General features: G+C 49.2%; 16 protein-coding genes, 2 tRNA genes and 3 rRNA genes. 17 read left to right on the forward strand and 4 right to left on the reverse strand.

Features of this window, described 5'->3' with window-relative positions:
- The first annotated feature begins 13 nt into the window (after positions 1-13).
- Both L6466_RS02700 and L6466_RS02705 read left to right on the forward strand, forming a co-directional pair.
- The gene (locus L6466_RS02700) at positions 14-2743 is read left to right on the forward strand and encodes a bifunctional fucokinase/fucose-1-phosphate guanylyltransferase (RefSeq protein ID WP_237802176.1); all 2730 of its coding nucleotides are present in this window, start codon (positions 14-16) and stop codon (positions 2741-2743) included.
- Position 2744: 1 nt separating this feature from the next.
- The gene (locus L6466_RS02705) at positions 2745-3548 is read left to right on the forward strand and encodes a GSCFA domain-containing protein (protein WP_237802175.1); all 804 of its coding nucleotides are present in this window, start codon (positions 2745-2747) and stop codon (positions 3546-3548) included.
- 83 nt (positions 3549-3631) lie between these two features.
- Here the strand turns inward: L6466_RS02705 and L6466_RS02710 are convergent, their stop codons facing one another.
- Together L6466_RS02710 and L6466_RS14210 are read right to left on the reverse strand one after the other, a co-directional pair.
- Positions 3632-4138: a hypothetical protein gene (locus L6466_RS02710; protein WP_237793430.1), complete on the reverse strand. Its 507-nt coding sequence runs from the start codon at positions 4136-4138 to the stop codon at positions 3632-3634.
- A 163-nt stretch (positions 4139-4301) separates the two neighbouring features.
- Complete coding sequence (locus tag L6466_RS14210) at positions 4302-4427, reverse strand: hypothetical protein (RefSeq protein WP_255779831.1); 126 nt, start codon at positions 4425-4427, stop codon at positions 4302-4304.
- A 408-nt stretch (positions 4428-4835) separates the two neighbouring features.
- On the opposite strand from L6466_RS14210, the gene L6466_RS02715 reads away from it, so the two are divergent.
- The 6 genes from L6466_RS02715 (at position 4836) to L6466_RS02740 (ending at position 11436) form a co-directional block, all read left to right on the forward strand.
- Positions 4836-6365, forward strand: a 16S ribosomal RNA gene (locus L6466_RS02715).
- A gap of 158 nt (positions 6366-6523) precedes the next feature.
- Positions 6524-6597: transfer RNA gene (locus L6466_RS02720), tRNA-Ile, on the forward strand.
- Positions 6598-6617: 20 nt separating this feature from the next.
- A tRNA-Ala gene (locus L6466_RS02725) sits at positions 6618-6694 on the forward strand.
- 215 nt (positions 6695-6909) lie between these two features.
- Positions 6910-9805 (forward strand): 23S ribosomal RNA (locus tag L6466_RS02730).
- Positions 9806-9940: 135 nt separating this feature from the next.
- Positions 9941-10053: ribosomal RNA gene (gene rrf / locus L6466_RS02735) — 5S ribosomal RNA — on the forward strand.
- Together the 16S, 23S and 5S rRNA genes with 2 tRNA genes alongside form the textbook arrangement of a ribosomal RNA operon.
- A gap of 195 nt (positions 10054-10248) precedes the next feature.
- The gene (locus L6466_RS02740) at positions 10249-11436 is read left to right on the forward strand and encodes a right-handed parallel beta-helix repeat-containing protein (protein ID WP_237802174.1); all 1188 of its coding nucleotides are present in this window, start codon (positions 10249-10251) and stop codon (positions 11434-11436) included.
- Position 11437: 1 nt separating this feature from the next.
- Here L6466_RS02740 and L6466_RS02745 read toward each other — a convergent pair whose 3' ends face one another.
- The gene (locus tag L6466_RS02745) at positions 11438-13522 is read right to left on the reverse strand and encodes a sensor histidine kinase (protein ID WP_237802173.1); all 2085 of its coding nucleotides are present in this window, start codon (positions 13520-13522) and stop codon (positions 11438-11440) included.
- 177 nt (positions 13523-13699) lie between these two features.
- Here L6466_RS02745 and L6466_RS02750 point away from each other — a divergent pair, with 177 nt between their 5' ends.
- From L6466_RS02750 to L6466_RS02765, 4 genes are read left to right on the forward strand one after another with little or no spacing between them, the layout of a single operon-like run.
- On the forward strand, positions 13700-14458 hold the full coding sequence (locus L6466_RS02750) for a phosphocholine cytidylyltransferase family protein (protein ID WP_237793428.1): 759 nt from the start codon (positions 13700-13702) through the stop codon (positions 14456-14458).
- A 28-nt stretch (positions 14459-14486) separates the two neighbouring features.
- On the forward strand, positions 14487-15545 hold the full coding sequence (locus tag L6466_RS02755) for a pyridoxal phosphate-dependent aminotransferase (protein WP_091818402.1): 1059 nt from the start codon (positions 14487-14489) through the stop codon (positions 15543-15545).
- A gap of 6 nt (positions 15546-15551) precedes the next feature.
- Entirely contained in the window at positions 15552-16538 is a 987-nt protein-coding gene (locus L6466_RS02760) for a CDP-alcohol phosphatidyltransferase family protein (RefSeq protein ID WP_091818404.1), read from the forward strand.
- Positions 16539-16566: 28 nt separating this feature from the next.
- On the forward strand, positions 16567-18942 hold the full coding sequence (locus L6466_RS02765) for a clostripain-related cysteine peptidase (RefSeq protein WP_237802171.1): 2376 nt from the start codon (positions 16567-16569) through the stop codon (positions 18940-18942).
- Positions 18943-18949: 7 nt separating this feature from the next.
- On the opposite strand, the gene L6466_RS02770 is transcribed toward L6466_RS02765, so the two are convergent.
- Positions 18950-20083, reverse strand: coding sequence for a sensor histidine kinase (locus L6466_RS02770; protein ID WP_091818406.1), 1134 nt, complete (start codon positions 20081-20083; stop codon positions 18950-18952).
- A 141-nt stretch (positions 20084-20224) separates the two neighbouring features.
- Between L6466_RS02770 and L6466_RS02775 the strand changes: the two genes are divergently transcribed.
- From L6466_RS02775 to era, 5 genes are all read left to right on the forward strand, one after another.
- A complete protein-coding gene (locus L6466_RS02775) occupies positions 20225-20755 on the forward strand; it encodes a YceD family protein (protein ID WP_091818409.1) in 531 nt (176 codons plus the stop codon).
- A gap of 57 nt (positions 20756-20812) precedes the next feature.
- The gene (gene rpmF / locus L6466_RS02780) at positions 20813-21004 is read left to right on the forward strand and encodes a 50S ribosomal protein L32 (RefSeq protein ID WP_091818411.1); all 192 of its coding nucleotides are present in this window, start codon (positions 20813-20815) and stop codon (positions 21002-21004) included.
- Entirely contained in the window at positions 21004-22005 is a 1002-nt protein-coding gene (locus L6466_RS02785; RefSeq protein ID WP_091818413.1) for a beta-ketoacyl-ACP synthase III, read from the forward strand. The genes rpmF and L6466_RS02785 overlap by 1 nt, the downstream gene beginning before the upstream one ends.
- 170 nt (positions 22006-22175) lie before the next feature.
- Positions 22176-23429: an alpha/beta hydrolase-fold protein gene (locus L6466_RS02790; protein WP_237802169.1), complete on the forward strand. Its 1254-nt coding sequence runs from the start codon at positions 22176-22178 to the stop codon at positions 23427-23429.
- A 110-nt stretch (positions 23430-23539) separates the two neighbouring features.
- On the forward strand, positions 23540-24424 hold the full coding sequence (gene era, locus L6466_RS02795; protein WP_091855004.1) for a GTPase Era: 885 nt from the start codon (positions 23540-23542) through the stop codon (positions 24422-24424).
- Positions 24425-24439: the final 15 nt, after the last annotated feature.

Here is a 24439-nt window from a genome sequence, read left to right on the forward strand (position 1 = left end):
ATTAAAAACGGAAATGAAGAAATTGCTTTCTTTGCCTCCCAACCTCGTCAGAAAAGGTGAAAAGGGGGGCACTATATTTCACCAGATAACTGAATTGTCCGAAGAGGAGTATTTCTGCACTTGTGACCCTGAAGGTCATCGCATAGGCAGTGGGGGCGGTTCTGCATGGTTGCTCATGGAGGCTTTCAGACAGTCTCGCAAAGCGCAATTCGATGAATGGCTTTCCAGTGAAAAGCGTATTCTGCTTCATGCAGGCGGACAGAGTCGTCGCTTGCCTTCGTATGCGCCGTCGGGAAAGATTCTGACGCCAATCCCCGTATTCCGATGGGAGCGTGGCCAGCGTTTGTCGCAAGATCTGATGTCGCTTCAGTTGCCGCTATATGAGCAGATGATGAATATGGCTCCGAAGGGGCTGAATACAATGATTGTCAGTGGTGATGTACTCATCCGTACCAGTCAGCCGGTGGGACCGGTGCCTCAGGCTGATGTAGTGGTCTATGGCCTTTGGCTCGATGCCAGCGTGGCCAAGAATCATGGCGTGTTTGTGAGCGATCGCCGCACGCCCCAGGTGCTAAAACAGATGTTGCAGAAGCCCAGTGTCGAGGAGCTGCATCAGCTCCAGAAGGATCATTATTACCTGACGGATATTGGTGTCTGGATTCTGAGTGACAGGGCGATACGTTTGCTGATGAATAGATGTATGGAGGGGGATGCTAGCGCTAACTCTCAAATAAAATACTATGATCTCTATTCTGATTTCGGTCGCTCGTTGGGTACGGAACCGCTGATTGATGATGCAGAAATTAAGTCTCTTTCTGTAGCTGTTGTGCCTTTAGCTGGTGGAGAGTTCTATCATTTCGGAACTTCTCGTGAGATGATTTCTTCTACGGTTATCTTGCAGAATCTTGTCAGTGACCAGCGTCAGATTATGCATCATGACCTAAAACCGCATCCGTCTATCTTTGTGCAGAATGCGTTGCTTGATGTTTCTTTCTCGGCTGAGAACCAGAATATATGGATAGAGAACAGCCATATCGGAAAAAGATGGAAGCTGACATCAGAGAATATTGTCACGGGTGTACCTCGAAATGACTGGCAGATAACGCTTGCTCCCGGACAGTGTCTGGACATCGTGCCTGTTGGTGATGACCGTTTTGCTGTGCGTCTTTATCATATAGATGATAGGTTCGATGGTGCCGAACAGCAGCGCAAGCAGTTCCCTGTTCTTGCTTACAACGAGATTGAACCGTGGTTGCAGGCAAATCTCAGCCCTCATCCATCAGACATCATCCCTCATCCCTCCGCCCTCTTCTCTGCGGAGGAGATATCTGCAGAGGCCAACCTGGTTCGTCTGTTTGAGCAGCGTGCCGACTTCAGAAAGGCTAATTGGTCTGCCATAGCTCGCAATTGGCGACATAGCGTGTTCTATCAGTTGGATTTGGACGATGCTGCTAGTGAGTTTAAACGTTACGACATCGCCATGCCGGCACCGTTGGAGGACGATGCACCGTTGATGGTACGTATTCATGATGCCATGTTTCGTGGACATAGTGATGAGGCTTTCGGACTGTTGCGTCAAGGACTTACTGAACGTATCTTGGCCGAACCGCAACAGCCGCAGATGTCTGTCATGCAAGATCAGATAGTCTGGGGACGTAGTCCTGTGCGCATTGATATTGCTGGTGGTTGGACCGACACGCCTCCGTATTGCTTACTGGAAGGTGGTAATGTGGTCAATCTGGCTATTGAACTGAATGGTCAGCCGCCTCTTCAGACTTATGTGAAACCGTGCGCAGAACCACGTATTGTCTTGAGAAGTATTGACCTGGGCGCCTCTGAGGTTGTGGAGACATACGAACAACTACAACAGTTTAATAGGGTGGGATCGCCTTTCTCTATTCCTAAGGCTGCACTGGCCTTGGCTGGTTTCCTGCCTCAGTTCTCCGTGAATCGTTATCCGTCGCTCAAAGCGCAGTTGAAGGCTTTTGGTTGCGGTATCGAACTGACCTTGTTGTCGGCTATTCCTGCTGGTAGCGGACTGGGTACCAGTAGTATCCTCGCGGCAACGGTTCTTGGTGCTGTTAGTGATTTCTGTAGTTTGGCATGGGATAAAAACGAGATAGGTCGCCGTACGCTGGTGCTGGAGCAATTGCTGACCACGGGTGGCGGTTGGCAGGATCAGTTTGGTGGCATACTGGGTGGCGTCAAACTGCTGCAGACTCAGAGTGGCTTTGATCAGGCTCCTTTGGCGCGCTGGTTGCCTACCGATCTCTATGTGCAGCCAGAGTATCAGCAGTGTCATCTGCTTTATTATACCGGCATCACGCGTACTGCCAAGCAAATCTTGGCAGAGATTGTTCGTCGTATGTTCTTGAACAATGGGGAACAGCTACGTTTGTTGCGACAGATGAAGGAGCACACCATGATGATGTATGATGCTATTCAGCGTCAGGATTTTGTTCAGATGGGCACGCTTGTCCGTCGCACATGGGAACAGAATCAGTTGCTCGATAGCGGCACCAACCCTGCTCAGGTACGTCAGCTCACGGATCTGATAGATGATCTCTGTCTGGGCTATAAATTACCTGGTGCTGGCGGTGGAGGTTATCTCTATATGGTAGCAAAGAGTCCTGAGGCGGCAGCACGTATCCGTAGAATCCTGACAGAAAACAGGTTGAGCTCGAATGCCAGATTTGTGGATATGTCATTATCTCTTAATGGTTTACAAATAAGTAGAAGTTGAGATGGAATTTCGTACTGTTGTTGAGGTTGATGCACCTGGCTTTCAAATAGAACCTTTGGAATCTATTCTTTTCGTAGGTTCTTGTTTTGCCGATAAGATAGGGCGTCGTTTTGAGGAAGAGCGTTTTCCTGTCACGGTGAATCCTTTCGGTGTGATGTATAATCCTGCATCGATACTTCACACCGTGCAGCGTTGTGACGCGGCTCCTCGCATCGCTTTTTTTACGTTGGGCACCAATCACGTTTATCGCCTTAAGGAGACGGGCGAGATAGTGGACAACTGTCAGAAGCGTCCGCAGCGTCTTTTTCAGGAGGAGGAACTCACTATCGACCAGTGTGTCGATTACTTGTCGCAGGCTGCTGAAGCGTTGCACCGTCGCTGTCCTGATGTGCGCATCGTCCTGACGGTCAGTCCTATTCGCTATGCTAAGTATGGCTATCACGGCAGTCAGTTGTCGAAGGCCACTTTGCAGTTAGCAGCTCATCAACTGACGAAAGAAAAACCGTTTGTCTCTTATTTCCCTGCCTATGAAATTGTCCTCGACGAGTTGCGCGACTATCGTTTCTATCAGCCCGACATGCTTCATCCGTCTGATCAGGCGGTAGAGTATATCTGGCAGCGGTTTGTTGAGGCTTATTTCAGTCCGCGTGCCAAGCAGTTCCTGCAAGAGTGGAAACCCATCAAGGAGGCTTTGGGCCACCGTCCTTTCCATCCGGAAAGCGACACCTATCGCCAGTTTGTGGAAAAAACGCGCCAGCAAGAGGCAGACTTGCTGGCACGCTATCAGAGTGAGCAACGGATTTGAGCGAAGATATATCTCAATCCGTAGTCAGTCGGGGACTGGCACCTGTCTCATATTGGTGCTTAATAGTTGTATATCCGCAAGTTTTATTTGCTAAACATTTCCTTCAAAACATCTTGCTCAACATTGGTTGGTATGGTATCCTTTTTGCAGCAGTCAACAATGTATTTTACTGTCTTTTTGGAGAGATGGGCTCTTTTCCATACGTCCAGATGATTCTGATATCTTCCTTTGAAGGTGGTCTTGTCTGTGAGTTTCATTCCGTCGTTGGTGGCTTCTCGTCCCATCTCAGAGTACCAGCCGTCTTTAAAAGTGTACACCCCATACTCTTGAGGCTCAATCGATAGACCGGTTGTTCCACTGCTTGTCTTTGTTATTGAGATTCCTGCAGCTGCATATTCTCCGTTGGGACCGTAATATTTGAATTGGCGGTAGCCTCTTTTCAGCCCCCAAACAATGATGTTTCCGTTGTCAAAAATCATAGAATCCATCATCCATGCACCAACGAGGGCTTTTTCAGATATTTTTTCTTGGGCGTTCACTTGCATAGCACTCATAAGCGCTACTGTCATCATAAGAATAATTTTTTTCATAATGTTTGTTTTAAGTTTCTAGTTGATATTCATGTTGCAAAAGTAGTTATTTTTAGGTTCACTGCCAAACTTTAACGCTGGAAAGATTAAATAATCAATAAACAAAGAATAAACAGACAATAAACAAACAAGTGTAAACTGTTTGTTATCAATGGATTGTGTCTTAGTTCTGTTCTTGCAATAAGTTGTCGAATTTCTCGGGCTTCTCCGCTTTGTCGCCTTCAAGTTGACGACAAAGTCCTATGGTCAATGAATCGTTGGTCATCACGTCGTCATCCTGTTTCTGCAAATTCCCTTGTCCCTCGCCGCTGGCTCTTTGCAAAAACAGTTCTCCCTATATAATATATAATAAGGTGAAGGCCGTTTTGTATCTTGATATAAATCAAGAGCGCATAAAAAATGCATGAAAAAAGTGATTTTTTATAGGAAAAGTTTTGGTGGTTCAGAAAAAAGTCGTACCTTTGCACCCGCAAATCAGGAACACCTCCTGACAAGCACAATAGGAAAGAGTTCTTTGAAAGATTTACATAGACAGAAGTAGTACAAGAAGCGAGAGTAATTTCGGTTACTCTTGGGTAGAAGAAACAAACCGTTTAATTCTTAACTTGATACTGGATAGTCGTTCTGAGACAGATATAAAAGATTGTGCAAGTCGGTTTTTTTTTCGGCTTGATTGCAATTAGAGATAAAACATTTTACAATGAAGAGTTTGATCCTGGCTCAGGATGAACGCTAGCTACAGGCTTAACACATGCAAGTCGAGGGGCAGCGAGAAGAAAGCTTGCTTTCTTTGTCGGCGACCGGCGCACGGGTGAGTAACGCGTATCCAACCTTCCCCTTAGTAGAGGATAGCCCGGCGAAAGTCGAATTAATACTCTATGTTGTTCGTTGCGAGCATTCAAGATGAACCAAAGGTTTACCGCTAAGGGATGGGGATGCGTCTGATTAGGTTGTTGGCGGGGTAACGGCCCACCAAGCCCACGATCAGTAGGGGTTCTGAGAGGAAGGTCCCCCACATTGGAACTGAGACACGGTCCAAACTCCTACGGGAGGCAGCAGTGAGGAATATTGGTCAATGGACGGAAGTCTGAACCAGCCAAGTAGCGTGCAGGATGACGGCCCTATGGGTTGTAAACTGCTTTTGTACGGGAATAAAGTGCGGGACGTGTCCCGTTTTGTATGTACCGTAAGAATAAGGACCGGCTAATTCCGTGCCAGCAGCCGCGGTAATACGGAAGGTCCGGGCGTTATCCGGATTTATTGGGTTTAAAGGGAGCGCAGGCTGGAGATTAAGCGTGACGTGAAATGCCGCGGCTCAACCGTGGAAGTGCGTCGCGAACTGGTTTCCTTGAGTGTATTCGACGTCAGCGGAATTCGTGGTGTAGCGGTGAAATGCTTAGATATCACGAAGAACTCCGATTGCGAAGGCAGCTGGCGAGGCTATAACTGACGCTAAAGCTCGAAGGTGCGGGTATCGAACAGGATTAGATACCCTGGTAGTCCGCACGGTAAACGATGGATGCCCGCTGTATGCGATATACTGTATGCGGCCAAGCGAAAGCGTTAAGCATCCCACCTGGGGAGTACGCCGGCAACGGTGAAACTCAAAGGAATTGACGGGGGCCCGCACAAGCGGAGGAACATGTGGTTTAATTCGATGATACGCGAGGAACCTTACCCGGGCTTGAACTGCAGGAGAACGATTCAGAGATGATGAGGCCCTTCGGGGCTCCTGTGGAGGTGCTGCATGGTTGTCGTCAGCTCGTGCCGTGAGGTGTCGGCTTAAGTGCCATAACGAGCGCAACCCCTGCGACTAGTTGCCATCAGGTAAAGCTGGGCACTCTGGCTGGACTGCCACCGTAAGGTGTGAGGAAGGTGGGGATGACGTCAAATCAGCACGGCCCTTACGTCCGGGGCTACACACGTGTTACAATGGGTGGTACAGAGAGATGGTGTTCCGCAAGGCGCATCTAATCCTAAAAGCCATCCTCAGTTCGGATTGGGGTCTGCAACCCGACCCCATGAAGCTGGATTCGCTAGTAATCGCGCATCAGCCATGGCGCGGTGAATACGTTCCCGGGCCTTGTACACACCGCCCGTCAAGCCATGAAAGCCGGGGGCGCTTGAAGTCCGTGACCGCAAGGATCGGCCTAGAGCGAAACTGGTAATTGGGGCTAAGTCGTAACAAGGTAGCCGTACCGGAAGGTGCGGCTGGAACACCTCCTTTCTGGAGAGGATGACTATCGTAATTGACAATTGAAAATTGACAATTGACAGTTTAAGAAGAGGTTTGAGATTCTCAACCCCAAGCTTCTTTACTACACGCTGTTTATATATAGAGAATGAATGAGGCTGGGCAGAGGTACCCCCTCTGACCAAACTGACAGTCCTATAGCTCAGTTGGTTAGAGCGCCACACTGATAATGTGGAGGTCGGCAGTTCAAGTCTGCCTGGGACTACTTCTATTTCTCTATCCCATGGGGGATTAGCTCAGTTGGCTAGAGCACCTGCTTTGCAAGCAGGGGGTCAACGGTTCGAATCCGTTATTCTCCACCAAGTACGGACGACCTCTGAAATTTAATGTTTCATGTTTAATGTTTCAAGTACAGAGATCTTTGACATATTGACACACAAGACTGTAAGTAAAGACTTTAAGAAGTCAAACTGAGTAGATTAGAAAATCTCAAAATTACAGCTGAAAGTATGAGCTATGCATTGAATGTCTAATGTTTAATCTTTAATGTTTAATCATAAATGTTTAATGTATATAGGCGAAAGCAAGTTAGGGCGTCTGGTGGATGCCTTGGCTCTCGGAGGCGATGAAGGACGTGATAAGCTGCGATAAGCTCTGGGTAGATGCAAATAATCTTTGATCCAGGGATTTCCGAATGGGACAACCCAGCAGTCTGAAGGACTGTTATTCCTACAAAGGTAGGAAGGCAAACGGGGGGAACTGAAACATCTTAGTACCCCCAGGAAGAGAAAATAAATAATGATTCCCCTAGTAGTGGCGAGCGAACGGGGAAGAGCCCAAACCTGTTATGTAGCAATGCATAATGGGGGTTGTAGGACCACGCTGTGGTACTCTGATCATGAGCAGAATGTTCTGGAAAGTTCAACCATAGAAGATGAAAGTTCTGTACGCGAAGTGAAATGAGGCCTAGTGGTATCCTGAGTAACGCGGAGCACGAGGAATTCTGCGCGAATCTGCCGGGACCATCCGGTAAGGCTAAATACTCCCGAGAGACCGATAGCGAACCAGTACCGTGAGGGAAAGGTGAAAAGCACCCCTATTAGGGGAGTGAAATAGTACCTGAAACCAGTCGCCTACAAGCGGTCGGAGCTAGTTATACTAGTGACGGCGTGCCTTTTGCATAATGAACCTACGAGTTACCATGTCCGGCGAGGTTAAGCCCTTCTGGGGCGCAACCGCAGTGAAAGCGAGGCTGAAGAGGCCGCCCAAGTCGGATGGGGTAGACGCGAAACCGAGTGATCTACACATGTCCAGGATGAAGTCCCGGTAACACGGGATGGAGGTCCGCACCGATAAGCGTTGAAAAGCTTCCGGATGAGGTGTGTGTAGGAGTGAAAGGCCAATCAAACTCGGAGATAGCTCGTACTCCCCGAAAGGCATTTAGGTGCCGCGTCGGATGGTCACCGTGAGAGGTAGAGCGACCGATAGGTCAAGAGGGCTTCACCGCCTATCGAGACCTGACGAACTCCGAATGCTCACGGTCTGCAGTCCGGCAGTAAGGGGGCGGGTGCTAAGGTCCGTCCCCGAGAGGAGAAGAATCCAGACCGCCGTCTAAGGTCCCGGAATCCTGTCTGAGTTAGTCTAACGAAGTGTGGCCTCGATGACAGCTAGGATGTTGGCTTGGAAGCAGCCATTCATTCAAAGAGTGCGTAACAGCTCACTAGTCGAGAGGCCGTGCATGGATAATAATCGGGTATAAGACAGGTACCGAAGGCGCGGGATAGCATTAAAAAGTATCGGTAGGGGAGCATTCCAGCGGCGCCGAAGGTGAAGGATGACCTTCACTGGAGTTTCTGGAAAAGCAAATGTAGGTATAAGTAACGATAAGACGGGTGAGATTCCCGTCCGCCATAAGACTAAGGTTTCCCGGGCGATGTCAATCACCCCGGGGTGAGTCGGGTCCTAAGTTTAAGCCGAACGGCGAGAGCGATGGCTGACACGGTTAATATTCCGTGACTACCATACGGGGCGACGTGGTGACGGAGCAGTGACACTGCCGCGTGCTGACGGAATAGCACGTTGAAGCGTGTAGGTGTAGAGGAGTGCAGGCAAATCCACACTCCGAGCCGAACGTGACAGTACAGGGTCTTCTTCGGAAGAGCTTGATAGCGCAGGTAAACATACTCCCGAGAAAAACCGCTAAGCTTAACCCGTGTGGTACCCGTACCGCAAACGGACACACGTAGTCGGGTAGAACATACTAAGGCGTTGAGAGATTCGTGGCTAAGGAACTAGGCAAACTGACCCTGTAACTTCGGGATAAAGGGTCCTCACTTTAAGTGAGGCGCAGAGAATAGGTCCAGGCAACTGTTTAACAAAAACACAGGGCTGTGCAAACTCGAAAGATGAGGTATACAGCCTGACACCTGCCCGGTGCTGGAAGGTTAAGAGGAGATGTCAGTGGTAACATGAAGCATTGAATTGAAGCCCCAGTAAACGGCGGCCGTAACTATAACGGTCCTAAGGTAGCGAAATTCCTTGTCGGGTAAGTTCCGACCTGCACGAATGGTGTAATGATCCGGACGCTGTCTCGGCCACGATCTCAGTGAAATTGTAGTATCGGTGAAGATGCCGATTACCCGCGATGGGACGAAAAGACCCCGTGAACCTTTACTACAGCTTAGCACTGACCTTGGTCATCGGATGTGTAGGATAGGCCGGAGGCTATGAAGTGGGCGCGCCAGCGTTCATGGAGCCGCCGTTGAAATACGGCCCTTCTGCTGCCTGAGGTCTAACTTGTGTTTACAAGGACACTGTTTGGTGGGTAGTTTGACTGGGGTGGTCGCCTCCAAAAGCGTAACGGAGGCTTCCAAAGGTGCCCTCGGGCCGATTGGTAACCGGCCTTATAGAGTGTAAAGGCAAAAGGGCGCTTGACTGGGAGGCAGACATGCCGAGCAGGCAGGAAACTGGGGCTTAGTGATCCGGTGCAAGTGTATGGAAACTGCATCGCTCAAAGGATAAAAGGTACTCCGGGGATAACAGGCTGATCCCCCCCAAGAGCTCATATCGACGGGGTGGTTTGGCACCTCGATGTCGGCTCGTCACATCCTGGGGCTGGAGAAGGTCCCAAGGGTTGGGCTGTTCGCCCATTAAAGTGGCACGCGAGCTGGGTTCAGAACGTCGTGAGACAGTTCGGTCTCTATCTATCGTGGGCGTGGGAGTCTTGAGTGGATCGGACACTAGTACGAGAGGACCGTGTTTGACTGACCTCCGGTTTACCGGTTGTACCGCCAGGTGCACCGCCGGGTATCCGCGTCGGGATCGGATAAGCGCTGAAAGCATCTAAGTGCGAAGCCGGCCACAAGATGAGGGCTCCATTGAGGGTCGTCGTAGACTACGACGTTGATAGGGTGCAGGTGTAAAGACAGTGATGTCAAAGCCGAGCACTACTAATTGCCCGAAGGCTTTCGCTGCTAAAGCGCATGCTTTCAACTGTGACAGTATTGACGCTGAAGTTTTGTCTTCAGTCTTAGTGTGATATGTCAACCTTATACGCGGTTGTATAATTGTCAATTATCAATTGTCAATTATCAATTTAGCAAAGATATTCAGGTGGCTATTGCGGCGGGGTCCCACCTCTTCCCATTCCGAACAGAGAAGTTAAGCCCGCTTGCGCCGATGGTACTGCAATGCAATGCGGGAGAGTAGGAGGCTGCCATTTTTTACAAGTAAAGACCCTGATTCAGCAATGAGTCAGGGTCTTTTTCGTTTGTGTGTGCCCATAAATATCTTGCCGATTATTTGGTTATCTCGGAAATATTCTGTAAATTTGCATTGAAACTAAAAACACTAAAACAATATGACTATGTGGGTAAAAACGCTATTTATATTCTTTCAGCTGTTTGTTTGCTGCAGTATGACATATGGCATTACTCGTTATGCTTCTCCCTTAGGTAAGGACCTGTCAGGAACATCAGTGAATGCTCCCGGAGAACTGCGGTTTATGGTCAGCAAACTTCAACCAGGCGACACACTTTTACTCCTTGACGGGCAGTATGACCTCGTGAATACGGTTGTAGTGAGCGTGAATGCTACGGCCGATAAATGGGTTGTTATTTGTGCGGCAAAGGGGGCTCGTCCAGTCCTCGACTTCCGTCAACAGCAGATTAACATGAATGGTATGAAGGTGTCCGGAAGTCATATCCTGATAAAAGATCTTACCATACGATATGCTGGAAAGAAAGGTGTCTGGTTAGAGAATGCCTCCTGTTGCCGTCTGGAGGGACTCGATGTCTATGGGTGCTGTGACTCGGGTGTGCAGTTGCGTAAAGGCGGACATAATCTGGTGATAAACTGTGATTCGCATGATAACTTTGATTATCAGGCAGACGGCGGTAATGCCGATGGCTTTGCGGATAAGCAGGGTGGAGGTGCCTTTGCAGGCAATACTTATATTGGTTGCAGAGCATGGAATAACTCGGACGATGGTTGGGATTCTTTTCAGCGTGATACGAAGGACGGTGTGCCAACCATGTACCTGTTTTGCGTGACCTATCATAATGGTCCTGCCGAGTTTGACCTGACCAATCATCCGCGAGCTACAGGCGTGGACAGCGAACTCCCTTGTCTGGCTGGAAAAGACCTGCAACATTTCCCAAATGGCGGTAATCCCAATGGATTTAAACTCGGTGGTCAGGGAAAGGAAAATAAAGCAACCGGCGAATATACCCGACATCACACAGTCTTGATGAACTGTCTTGCCGTGGGACATCGTAAAAAAGGTTTTGATCAGAATAATAATGCCGGTGAGATGGAGATAGCCCACTGTCTGGCCGTGGATAATGATATCAACTACGGATTTGGCAATCCATACCCCTGTACCCTCCATATCCATCACTGTATCAGTTTGGCACCCAAGAGCGGCAACCACCTGCTGACGGCACGAGAGACGACCCTGAGTCAGTCGGAAAACTCATGGAACGAACAGCATCATCGTGATACATCTGTTTTGGACGGTGTGGATATCGTGCAACTGCTGCTAGCCCCCCGTCAGGCCGACGGACAACTCCCTGTCTCCCTCTTGGAAATACTGAGAAAACTATGAGCTATGACAGAGGCAGGGTGAATACAAAGCGAGCACCAGGCGTGAATGCTGTGTCGAGCGTGATGTCACCACCCAGTCGGCGAGCGATAGAACGTGCCACGGTGAGACCTATGCCAGTGCCGTCGTAATAATCATCCAGTTGTACGAACTCATCAAAAATATGTTCGGCTTCCTTTACAGGGACACCGATACCAGTATCCTCAACGTTGAAGCAGACGGTTTGCTCGTCGATTTGTGATACAATCAGTCGGACGGTGCCCTCAGATGCCGGTGCATTTGGTTCACTGATAAATTTCATGGCATTGTCAAGCAAGAGTACCAAGGCACGGGTTGCCTGAGCCAGATTGGTGTGAAGCATCGCAGTCTCAGCCTCAGGTGCTATCTGTAAATCAAAGGTGATATTGGTCGCATTATTAATGCCTGAGTCCTCGGCAGCCTGAGCTGCAATCTGGACAGCGGGCACATCATCATTTCGTTCGATGACGGCTTGTGACGTGGTGTCAGAAAGTTCCAGCATCTTATTGACCAAACCAGTGATACGGTTGGTGTTGTCATTAATCTGATTGTTGATATCCGTACGTGTGGCATCATCGAGTTCCATGCCAGGCGTAGTGATGATCTGCGTAAAACCGCTCAAGATATTCAGAGGCGTGCGGATTTCGTGAGATATCTGGTGGATGAAGTTGGTCTTCATCTTTGAAGACTCTTCGGCACGAGCATTAGCTGTGACAAGTTGCGAGTTGAGTGAATACAACTGCGAGTTGAGCGTTGACAGTTGGGTGTTGGTCTCCTCCAGTTTTTTATTGGCAGCAGCTAGTCTCATCTGCGCCCTGCGGCGATGCAGCGAGTAGATAATGAAGAAGATGACGACCAGAGCCAAGATGAACATGGTGCTAATCCAGCGTGAGCGCTGCATATCAGCCTGTTGCTGTACAATCTGCGCATCTTTCAGGTTGGTATTATAGATTGTAGCCAACTCAGCAGCGGTGTTGTCTTTCTGGTCAGTGATGGCCGAGTCGAGGATGGAGAGTATATAAGCACTCATGGCCTGTGCAGAGTCTATGCGGCCAGCCTGCGTATTGGCGTTATATTTAGGCAGCAGATACAGTTGGATATTGTCCAAAGACAGCCCCATGCCCCATTGTTGAAATGCCTGCTCCAGATAACGGAAGTTGTAAGCTGCTTCCCCGTAGCGTCTGGCCACAATCAGATAGTCGGTGGCATTGATGCGACCAGCAGGAGTCTTGGAGTAGTTGGTTTTCAGAAAAGCATCGTAAGCCTCGGTCGCTTCCTCCTCGTCGCCCAGTCCTTCGTGTGCCACAGCGCGCATGATTTCTATACGTCCCTGGTATTCATCAAAATACTCCTTACGTGCGTCAGGGCGTTTTCTGTATTCATTCAGGAGCATAGCCGAGCGGTCAATCCAATAGATGGCATCATTATACTTTCGCGTGTTGATATAAGCCATGCTGGTGTACACCGTGCCAACTACCGCCTCCTGGAATCCTCGGCTGGTGCTGTCGGACTCCCAGCGGCTTACGTAGCGCTCGCGGGCAGTGATGAAACTCTCCTTGGCCTCCTCGTCTTGCCCCAGATTCAACTGACAACAGCCGATGGTGTTGAGCAGGATGGCATAGTCGATGTCAGAACCTATTCCCGCATTATCCATCTTCTCTACAGCAGGTATTGCAATGCTGAGTGAGCCCTCGTAGTCGCCCTTTACAAGCAGAATCTCTGATAGACGGCGTGCCGACTTGATATAGCTGACCAAGTCCTGTTCGGAAGTGATTTCACTTTCCAATGCCTTTCTGAAGCAAATCTCTGCCATGGTATTGTTGCCCTCACGATAGTAGGACGCACCTCGCCAGCGGTTAGCGTTGAGAGGGGTGATGTCTCCCGACATTTCAAAACTGTCGGCAAGGGCACGCATCTGCGTATAATCCTTCACGATACCAGCATTAAAAATAATACTATCGGCCTTGTTGGCTTTGCTCTCCATGGTCTGCTTGTTGTCGCAGGAAAAAGATATGAGTCCTATAATCAGGGTGATACAGGTAAAGATATATGCGTAAATAGACTTACTCATAGTCGTGTTGTTTTAGGGTTCGGGGGCAAAGTTAAAAAGAAATCTGTAAAAAAACAAATTTATTTCTTGTTTTCTTACAAAGCACCTGCATTACTTGTGAAACATTGCAAAATATTTTGGTGAAATGGGAAAATATCCGTAATTTTGCAGCTTGATTTGTGAATTCTTTAAATCTCAATGGATAAGATGAATAATAAACAGACACCGATAGGTGTGATTTTGGCAGCAGGTATGGCAAAACGCTTGCGCCCCCTGACTGATGAACGCCCCAAGTGTCTTCTGACTGTAGGTCAGCGCACGCTTTTGCAGCGTACGGTTGATGGCATGCTGGCTGCTGGTATTGATGAGCTGGTCGTTGTGACAGGCTATCGTGGCCAGATGATTCGTGATTTCTTGACACAGCACTATCCACAGCTGCAGATCCATTTCCTGGATAATGTGGACTATGCTAACAATAACAATATCTTCTCGCTTTGGATGACACGCCCCTTCACCGAGGGACGCGATTTTCTGTTGCTTGACAGTGATATCCTGTTTGATCCGCAGATTATTCCTACCGTGTTGAAGGAAGAGGGCAGTGCCTTGGCTCTGAACCGTCATGATCTTGGTGAGGAAGAGATGAAAATTGTGGTGGACGAGCATAACAATATCGTAGAAATCAGTAAGACATGCTCTATTGAGAAGGCCATCGGTGAGAGCGTTGGTATTGAGAAGATGACTGCAGATTACAGTGCTGCCCTGTTCAAGGAGCTGGAGCAGATGATTGAGCGTGAAGGTCTTATCGATATCTTCTATGAGCGTGCCTTCGAACGTCTGATTCCTCAGGGACATACCTTCCGCGTGGTGGATACCACCAACCTCTTCTCTATCGAACTGGATACCGTGGAGGACTTTGAGAATGCTAAGCAGTTGATTCCTGCAGCACTTTATGATTAAGAAAGAATAACTTAAAATTACGAATAAAATGAATTTTCTTGATAGAAATGAATTTAACTTTGAGCCCAGCCAGAAAGTGGTAGAGGCCATTAAGAACTTCGATCCTAAGGATCTGTGCTTCTATACCCGTATCTATGACCAGGGTAAGAAGAGTGTCATCAGCGTGCGCGTCGGTGAGATTTACGGCGTACCCGAGGAGCAGGTGCTGCTGACCTATGGTGGTGAGGACATGCTGAAGAATGCTATCCACTATTTCCTGTCAATCAATAGTCAGGAGGTGAACGGCACTCCCAATACGAAGATCCTGATTCCTGAGTTCTCCTGGTGGTATTATAATAAGGTGGCTCAGGAGTGTGGCGGTACCTTCGAGATGTACCCCCTGCACGAGAAGGAGGATACCTTCGCCTACGATATCGACGAGGTTATCGAGTACACCAACCGTGTACATCCCCGCATGCTGTTGCTGGCATCACCTAACAACCCCACAGGTAACGGTCTGACTCCTGAGGAGACTGCCCGTATCCTGGAGAATATCCCTTCAGACACTATCGTCCTGATTGACGAGGCTTATGCAAGCTTCATTTCAAAGGACACCGCTTATATTGCTCCGCTGGTCAACAAGTACAGCAACCTGATTATCTCACGCACCCTGTCTAAGTTCTATGGACTGCCCGGTCTGCGTTGTGGCTTCGGTTTCATTGGCAAGGGCCACGATCAGTTCCTGAGCTATGTGAACAAGTACCTGGGTTACAACCGCTTCTCTGAGGCCGTGGCACTGGCTGCCCTGGATAGTGATGACCACTATCGTCATGTAGCTGATGACATGGAATGGGGACGCCAGTTGTACAAGAAGGAACTGGGTGACCTGCCTGGCTTCAAGGTGTACAAGAGCGTGGCCAACTTCATCCTCATCAAGTATCCTGTTGAGATCAAGGATAAGTTGATGGAAGAGTTGAAGGCTCAGGACTACAAGATTAAGTTCATGACCGACAAGGGCCTGGAGTCTTGCCTGCGTATCACACTGGGACGTAAGGAACAGACACAGGTCGTTTGCGACACCATCAAACGCGTTTATAATAATAAATAAGATGTTATGAACGAAAAATTCAGGGCAACACTGAAATCATCTGAGACGGAGGACTGGCTAGACTTGCATGTCATCCGTCCCTTTTGCTATTATTGTGCGGTATTCTTCGCTAAGTTTGACGTCAACCCCAATACCATCACCATCTGGTCGATGATTATCGGTGCCGCCAGTGCCTGGTTCTTTGCACAGGGCAGCTTCTATTATGGTGGCACACTGGGACTGGTTTATAATCTCATCGGTATCTTCCTGCTGATGTGGGGTGATATCTTTGATTGTACTGATGGTCAGCTGGCCCGTATGACGGGTAAGAAGAGCCGTCTGGGACGTATCCTCGACGGACTGGCAGGTTTTGCCTGGTTCTTCCCCATCTATTTTGCATTGGTGTATCGTTTCTATATGCATCATGATCTGGAGTTCCAGTGGCTGGGTATCGAGAACAACGAGCAGAACACACTCATTGCTACGGGTGTGGTCTTTGTGCTGGCTGCCATCTCTGGTCTCTGGGGACTGCAGGGACAGCAGCGTCTGGCCGACTATTACATCCAGGTGCACCTGTTCTTCCAGAAAGGTGAGAAGGGTGCCGAGTTGGATAACTCTGAACGCCAGAAGGAAATCTACGAGCAGATGCCCAAGGAGACACCATTCTATGAGCGCTGGTTCCAGAAGTCGTATATAGAATATACCAAGAAACAGGAGGACGTGACGCCTGAGTTCCAAAAGCTGATGGCTGCACTCCGTGAGAAATATGGCAGTACGGACAATATCCCCCAGGAGGTGCGTGACGAGGTGCGTCGCCACTCATTGCCCCTGATGAAGTGGAACGGTCTGCTCACCTTCAATTTCCGTGAGTCATGGTTGTTCCTGTTCTGCCTTCTGGATTTCCCCGTAGGCAATTTCCTGTGGGAAATCATCGGCATGGGTATCCTTTACTGGTATGTGAACCATCGTCACGAGACATTCTGTAAGCGTATCGCTGCCGGTCTTTCTAAATAAAAAAAACTGGAGAAATAGCCCCGTACTTATGAAGTGGACTAAGCAGCAACTGAATAACCTCTTTTTTATCGTCGGTGTTGTGGCCGTAGTGGTCATGATACTGACGTTTGATGTAAGCTTCAACGAACTGTGGCATCATCTGGCCCATGCCGGTTACTGGCTGATACCTATTCTGGGTATCTGGCTATTGGTTTACGGACTCAATGCTCTGGCTTGGAAAAGCATCATCAAAAGCTGTTCGGTTCCAGGGATAGGGGATGACGAACAGGTTGGTAAGGTGAGCCCTTGGCGTATCTATCGCCTGACGATTACGGGTTATGCCCTGAACTATGCCACGCCTGTTGGCGGACTGGGTGGCGAGCCATACCGTATCATGGAACTGTCGAAGAATATCGGTAACCAGCGAGCCACCTCGTCGGTTATCCTCTATGCGATGATGCATTTCTTCGCTCATTTCTGGTTGTGGTTCACGTCCATCTTCCTTTATCTGGCATTGGCCGTTATTGACTATGTGCCGATGACGCCTTTCATTGGTGGCCTGATGGGAGCAGCTATCGTGTTCTGTCTGGTGGCCTTCTACGTATTCTCAAAAGGCTATAAGCATGGACTTGTAGTGAAACTCATCCGCTGGATAGGCAAGATTCCCGGTCTGAAAGGCTGGAGCACCCGTTTCCAGGAACGCCATGCTGAGGCGCTGCAGAATATCGACAAGCAGATTGCTGCCCTGCATAAGCAGGATAAGCGTTCGTTCTACTATAGTCTGTTTATGGAGTATGCCTCACGTATCGTGCAGAGTTTGGAGATCCTGTTTATGCTCCTGCTCTTCGGCATCGATTGCGGAGGTGGCTTCGAAGGTCTTTTCTTCACGTTCCTTTATTCAGTATTGATACTGTCGTTCACCACGTTGCTGGCCAACCTGATTGGTTTCCTGCCTATGCAGTTGGGCGTTCAGGAAGGCGGTTTCATGCTCTCCATCGCCCTCATTGGTATGTCCACCAAACTGGGTAGCGATGTTGACTCTGCCGCACTGGGTATCTTCGTGAGCATTATCTGTCGTGTACGTGAGATTCTCTGGATAGCTATCGGAATGTTGCTGATGAAGATTGATGAACTGCACCTGGGACGTAAGGCTGTGACGGTTATGCTGGCTATCGTTACTATGACAGGTTTTTCTTCCTGCTGTGGCGATGACGACGAACCGTTGCCTTGGACCTTGGGAAAGGCTGAGCGAACGGTGATGGTCTATATGGCAGCCGAAAACAACCTGTCGTCGCTGGGCTATCTGAAAAGTGATTTGCTGGAGCTGATAGAAGGGTCACGCCAGTTGACAGATAAGCAACGCTTGCTCGTGTTCATAGACAGCTTGGGGAATAATAAGCAGATGGGATTCCCCAGAATCGTGGAACTGCATGGCGGTAAGAGTTATACGGTGAAACAATATGGGGAGGAGTTCTACTCCAGTGATCCAGCCCAGTTTCGTGAGATACTACAGACCATGACTCATGCAGCAGAAGCAGACAGTTATGGTCTTGTTCTTTGGGGCCATGCCAGTGGCTGGCTCGTCGATAAAGATTCTGTTGTGGAAGAGGCCTCGCCAGCACGTCGCTCCTATGGGCAAGACTGGGGCTCGGATGGTAACCTGGGTGGTGAGAAATACATGAATATCTCCCAGATGGCTCGTGCCTTGGAGGCACTGCCTCACCTTGATTATATCTTTGCCGACTGCTGTAATATGCAGTGTATAGAGGTGGCCTACGAGTTGCGCCACGCCACGGACTATCTTATTGGTTCTCCTGCCGAGATACCTGGTAGTGGAGCACCCTATCATAAGATGGTGCCGCGTCTCTTCCAGAATGATACAACATTTTATAAAGGTATCATCGATACTTACTACGATTATTATAAAGAGTACTATGCCGGCGATGCTTATCTGAGTGGCTATAGTCTGCCGCTCTCAGTGGTAGATACCCGACAGTTGGACTCCCTCCTCAGTGCCACGCGTGATATCCTGCCTCTGTTCGTGCCTTCCTATCCTCAGTCTCTGGGGTTGATGCAGAGTCATATAGCCTTCTATCTTTATATGAACACGCCGTTGATGTACGACATGCGCGCCATGATGCGCTATTATACCACAGGAGACGTGCTATCCAAGTGGGATGATGCCTTTAATAAGGCCGTACCCTACCGCCGGATGTCGAAAAAATGGTATTCCATGCCGAGTGGTCAGAAGGAAGCCTTCGGTTCGTTTATCATGGATGATGATGCTTATGGCTGTGTCAGCATGTTTGTGCCTTTGAACACGCAGTATTATTCAAATGGTACTTACCGTATGAATCATACATATAAGAACTATGCCTGGCATCAGAAACTCTACTGGGACCGTTTCGGCTGGGTTGAAGATTAGATGATTGTCAGGCCTTCTTCAACTCGATACGGAAGGTGGTACCTCGGCCCTGTTCAGAGGATTTGACGTAGATATGTCCCTTGTGATATTCCTCCACAATACGCTTGGCCAGTGAGAGACCTAAGCCCCATCCGCGTTTCTTTGTCGTGAAACCAGGACGGAACACGTTCTTGATGTCTTTCTTCTTGATGCCTTTACCCGTGTCAACTACCTCCACGGCTACGATATCATCCTCCTCAAGCAACCACAGGTCAATCTTGCCCGCACCACCTTCCATCGCATCTACAGCGTTCTTGCACAGGTTCTCGATGACCCACTCAAAGAGGGAGGCGTTGATTCTCACCATGACGGCATGATCGGGGTAATGCCCCTTGATGCTAATCTTCTGCGAAGTGCGCTTATCCATATACTCTATCACGCGGTCGAGTACCTCGTTCATTGAGGTTTCTACTGGCTCGGGTAGTGAACCAATCTTTGAGAATCGCTCGGCTATGCGCTCCAGTCGCTTCACGTCTTTAGCCATTTCGGGTATCAAGGCGTCGTTGGGGTAGCTCTCTTTGAGTACCTCCACCCATGCCATCAGACTGGAGATGGGGGTGCCCAACTGGTGGGCTGTCTCCTTGGAAAGGCCTACCCATACCTTGTTCTGCTCGGCACGCTTGGCCGCCAGGATGGCAAATACCGCGACGAGGGCAAACACCATCACGATAGCCAGGGCCCAATAGGGGTAATATGTCAGGCGTTTCAGCATGATAGACTCGTCGTAGCACACCTGCTGGTAGTCGCCATCCAGTTCTATCCTGATGACATTGCCCGACTGCTTCATCCTCATGGCATATTCCCTGACGCTGGTCGTATCGTCGATATTACGGTAGTCCATCACCTGGTCTTTCGAGTCGAGCACAATGACGGGAATCGTGTTGTTGCTCTCCATCACCTGTGTCACCAGCATCAGGTAGGTCATCTCGTCTTCCTGGTTCAGGGCTTCCATCGCCTTGGCCCATACCTCCATCTTTCCTTGTTCCTCGCGCTGCAGGTCGCGCACCAGGTATCTAGAGGCTAAAAGGGCGGCCACCGCTATTAAGATAGCGACCACCACCAGCCAGTTTTTTATCCGCCTAGTTTTTTCCGTCCACTGCATTTTTACGTTCTTTTTTGGAGAATGTCGTTCAGAATTCTCGGCAAAAATACGTAATTTTAATGAAAAAATACAAGAAAATGAAGAAAAAATGAGCGTATTCGAAAAAAAAGTGGTAACTTTGCACCCGCTAAAAAAGTGTATATGTGTTACTTAGAGCGATTTGATATTGATTTAAAGGCACTTACGGACGAGGTAACCCCTCTCTCGTGGGAGTTGGACGACCAATTCTTTGCGTCGCTCGAAGGTGCTCAGTTGCAAGGTGGCTCGTTGCATGTGTCGGGGTCTATACGCAAGGCAACCGGCTTTTATGAGCTTCAACTGCATACTGACGGCACAGTTCGCATCCCCTGCGATCGCTGCCTGGATATGATGGACCAGCCCATCGGGGCCGACCTCCGTCTGGTGGTGAAGCTCGGAAGCGAATACAACGAGGAAGATGATATCATCACCGTTGATGAGAACGAGGGTGTTTTCAAGGCGGCTTGGTTCATCTACGAGTCTATAGCACTGGCGGTACCCATCCAGCACGTTCATCAACCTGGCGATTGTAACGATGCTATGATGCGAGTGCTTGAAGAGCATTCGGCTGCCCGAAGCAGTGATGCGGACGCAAAGGAGATAGACCCCCGATGGAGTGCACTTTTGAAGTTAAAAGAGAAAAGTGAAGAGTGAATAGTTTGCTCCCGCACATGAAATTATAAATTGTAAATTTTAAAATAGTAATACATTATGGCACATCCTAAAAGAAGACAATCAAACACTCGTACTGCCAAGCGTCGTACTCACGATAAGGCAGTAGCACCTACGCTGGCTGTATGCCCCAACTGTGGCGCTTACTATGTGTATCACACTGTATGCCCCACCTGCGGTTACTATCGCGGCAAGGTTGCTATCAAGATGAACGAAGAGGTTGCTGAGTAATGGGAAAGATTAACGCGATCATCACCGGCGTTGGAGGCTACGTACCTGACTATGTCCTTACCAATGAGGAATTGTCACGCATGGTCGACACCAACGATGAATGGATTATGACGCGTGTCGGAATCAAGGAGCGCCGAATCCTCACAGAAGAGGGTCTCGGCACTTCCTATATGGCGCGCAAGGCTGCCAAGCAGTTGATGCAGAAGACGGGAGCTGATCCCGATTCTATCGATGCGGTTATCGTTGCAACATCAACAGCCGACTATCACTTCCCTTCTACCGCAAGTATTGTTATTGGTAAGCTGGGCCTGAAGAATGCTATGGCATTCGATTTCTGGGCAGCTTGCTGTGGCTTCCTGTATTCCCTCGATGTAGCGTCTTCAATGATTCAGAGTGGTCGCTACAAGAAGATTATCCTGATTGGTGCCGACAAGATGTCGTCGGCTACCGACTACAAGGATCGCAACACCTGTCCACTTTTTGGTGATGGTGCAGCTGCCGTGATGCTTGAGGCCACAGAAGAGGAGAACGTCGGACTGATGGATTCCTATCTGCGTACCGATGGACAGGGCTTGCCCTTCCTCCATATGAAGGCAGGTGGTTCAGTGAGTCCCGCAAGTCACTTCACCGTTGACCACCGTATGCACTACACATATCAGGAGGGTCGTACCGTGTTCCGCTATGCAGTGACCAATATGAGCGACGACTGTGCTCTTATTGCCGAGCGCAATGGTCTGAACAAGGATAATATCAACTGGGTTGTTCCTCACCAGGCTAACATGCGTATCATCGAGGCAGTAGCAAGGCGCTTGGAGATGCCTATGGAGCAGGTGATGGTGAATATCGAGCATTACGGTAACACCTCAGCTGCTACTATTCCCCTCGCACTTTGGGAGTATGAACCTCGACTGAAGAAGGGCGATAACATCATTATGACAGCGTTTGGTGCTGGTTTCGTTCACGGAGCTAACTACCTGCGTTGGGCATACGATGGCAAGTAAAATGACTTTTATCAGATAAAAAAAGCGAAGTATCCTGTGGTGCTTCGCTTTTTTTGTGTTTAAGGCTAATTGTTAATCTTTCATAACAACGCCCGCCGCGTTTTATCTTTTCCCTTTTTGCTACGTCAATACAATCGGAATAAAAACCCAACCAAAAGTAAATATAACCTATGAAACAATTCTTTTTATTGGCTGCTGTAGCCTTTACAGCAATGACAGCATCAGCACAGTTTGGTGCTCAGCGTGGAAATCCCGTAGTACCTTCCGTAAAAGCAGAGGTAGAAGATTTCAAACCTGCTGTCTCTAATCAGGAAAACAAGCAGTTTCCTGCTGTTAACTCCAAGCGTCAGGTTCGTGCGCAGATCATGGCACCCAATGCTAAGTTCGTGGGCCTCGACATCGCAGGCAAGATCTACGAGATGACCAAGGACGAGAACGGTCTGTGGACCGGTACATCAGAACCTCAGGACGAAGGCTTCCACTATTATCAGTTGAATATCGACGGCGCCTCAGTGCCCGATCCTGCCAGCCTCTATTACTATGGCGCCAGCCGTTGGGGCAGTGGTATCGAGGTTCCTTCTGCCGACCAGGATTTCTGGCAGGTGAAGAACGTGCCACAGGGTTCTGTGAGCGAGGTGTTCTATTGGTCAACCTATACAGAGAAGATGCGCCGTTGCCATGTATATCTGCCCGCAGAGTATTACACCAATCCCACCAAGAAATTCCCTGTGCTGTATCTGCAGCACGGTATGGGTGAGAACGAGTACGGATGGGCCGAGCAGGGACATACCGCTCAGATTCTGGACAACCTGATTGCCGAGGGTAAGGCTGTGCCTTGCATCATCGTGATGGACAATGGCCTGAACGCTCGTCGTCCTGGTGAGCAGGGTGGCTTTGGCGGTCCTCGTCCACAGCGTCCGCAGGGTGGTGCCGCTCCTCAGGGACAACGTCGTCAGGGTGCTCCCGGTCAGGCTGGTCCCCGTCGTGGCGGTTTCGGTGGTTTCGGTGGTTTCTCAGAGGGCTTCAAGAATGTGCTCTTCAATGATATCATCCCCATGGTCGAGAAAAACTACCGTGTGATTGCCGATCCTCAGCACCGTGCTTATGCCGGTCTTTCCATGGGTGGTATGCAGGCACGTGAGATTACCCTTGCCAATCCTGAGAAGTTTGCCTATGTAGGTTCTTTCAGCAGTGGTGCATGGAGTGTAGACCAGGTGAAGAACTCAGAAGGCTTTGCCAAGAACGTCAAGCTGCTCTTTATGAGTGGTGGTGGCAAGGAGAACATGGGTTGCGAGGAGGCCGCTAAGAAGATTCATGATGAGCTCGGCATGAATGCCGTTGGCTACGAGTCTCCCGGAACAGCCCACGAGTGGCACACCTGGCGTCGCAGCCTCTATCAGTTTGCACAGCTGATCTTTAAATAAGGAGTTAAAGGAGTGAAGGAAATAGTTCTTTCACTCCTTTTCTTTTTTGCTGCAAAAGTTTGGCAGTCTCGATAAAAATGCCGAAATTTGCAGCATCAAATAAAAAACACATGAAACATAAGGCAGGATTTGTAAATATCGTAGGCAACCCCAACGTGGGTAAGAGTACACTGATGAATCAACTGGTGGGCGAGCGTATATCAATCGCTACGTTCAAGGCGCAGACCACGCGTCATCGTATCATGGGTATTGTGAATACCGATGATATGCAGATTGTGTTCAGTGATACCCCGGGTGTGCTGAAACCCAACTACAAGTTGCAGGAGTCGATGCTGGCATTCAGTGAGAGTGCGCTGGCCGATGCCGACGTGCTGCTTTATGTCACGGATGTGGTGGAGAACCCCGAGAAGAATATGGAGTTCCTTGAGAAGGTGCAGAAGATGACCATTCCTGTACTGCTGCTTATTAATAAGATTGATGAGAGCGACCAGAAGACGCTTGGGGCTATCGTCGACAAATGGCATTCGTTGCTGCCTAACGCCGAGATCCTGCCTATCTCTGCCAAGAATAAGTTTGGCACGGACCTTATCCTGAAACGTATCGAGGAACTACTGCCCGAGAGTCCTGCCTTCTTTGATAAGGACCAGTTGACCGACAAGCCTGCCCGCTTCTTTGTGAGTGAGATAATCCGTGAGAAAATCCTGCTGTTCTACGACAAGGAGATTCCTTATTCCGTTGAGGTTGTCGTGGAGCGCTTCAAGGAGGACGACCGTCAGATTCATATCAATGCCGTCATCTACGTAGAGCGCGACTCCCAGAAGGGTATCATCATCGGTCATCAGGGTGTGGCACTCAAGAAGGTTTGCACCGAAGCCCGTAAGGCTCTTGAGAAGTTCTTCGACAAGCACATCTTCCTGGAGGTCTTTGTCAAAGTGGACAAGGACTGGCGCTCATCGCAGCGTGAGCTCGATAACTTCGGTTATAACCCAGAATAAAAAAAGAGGAGCCGT

It is taken from the genome of Prevotella communis (genome assembly GCF_022024175.1).
GTDB classification, from domain to species: Bacteria; Bacteroidota; Bacteroidia; order Bacteroidales; family Bacteroidaceae; genus Prevotella; species Prevotella communis.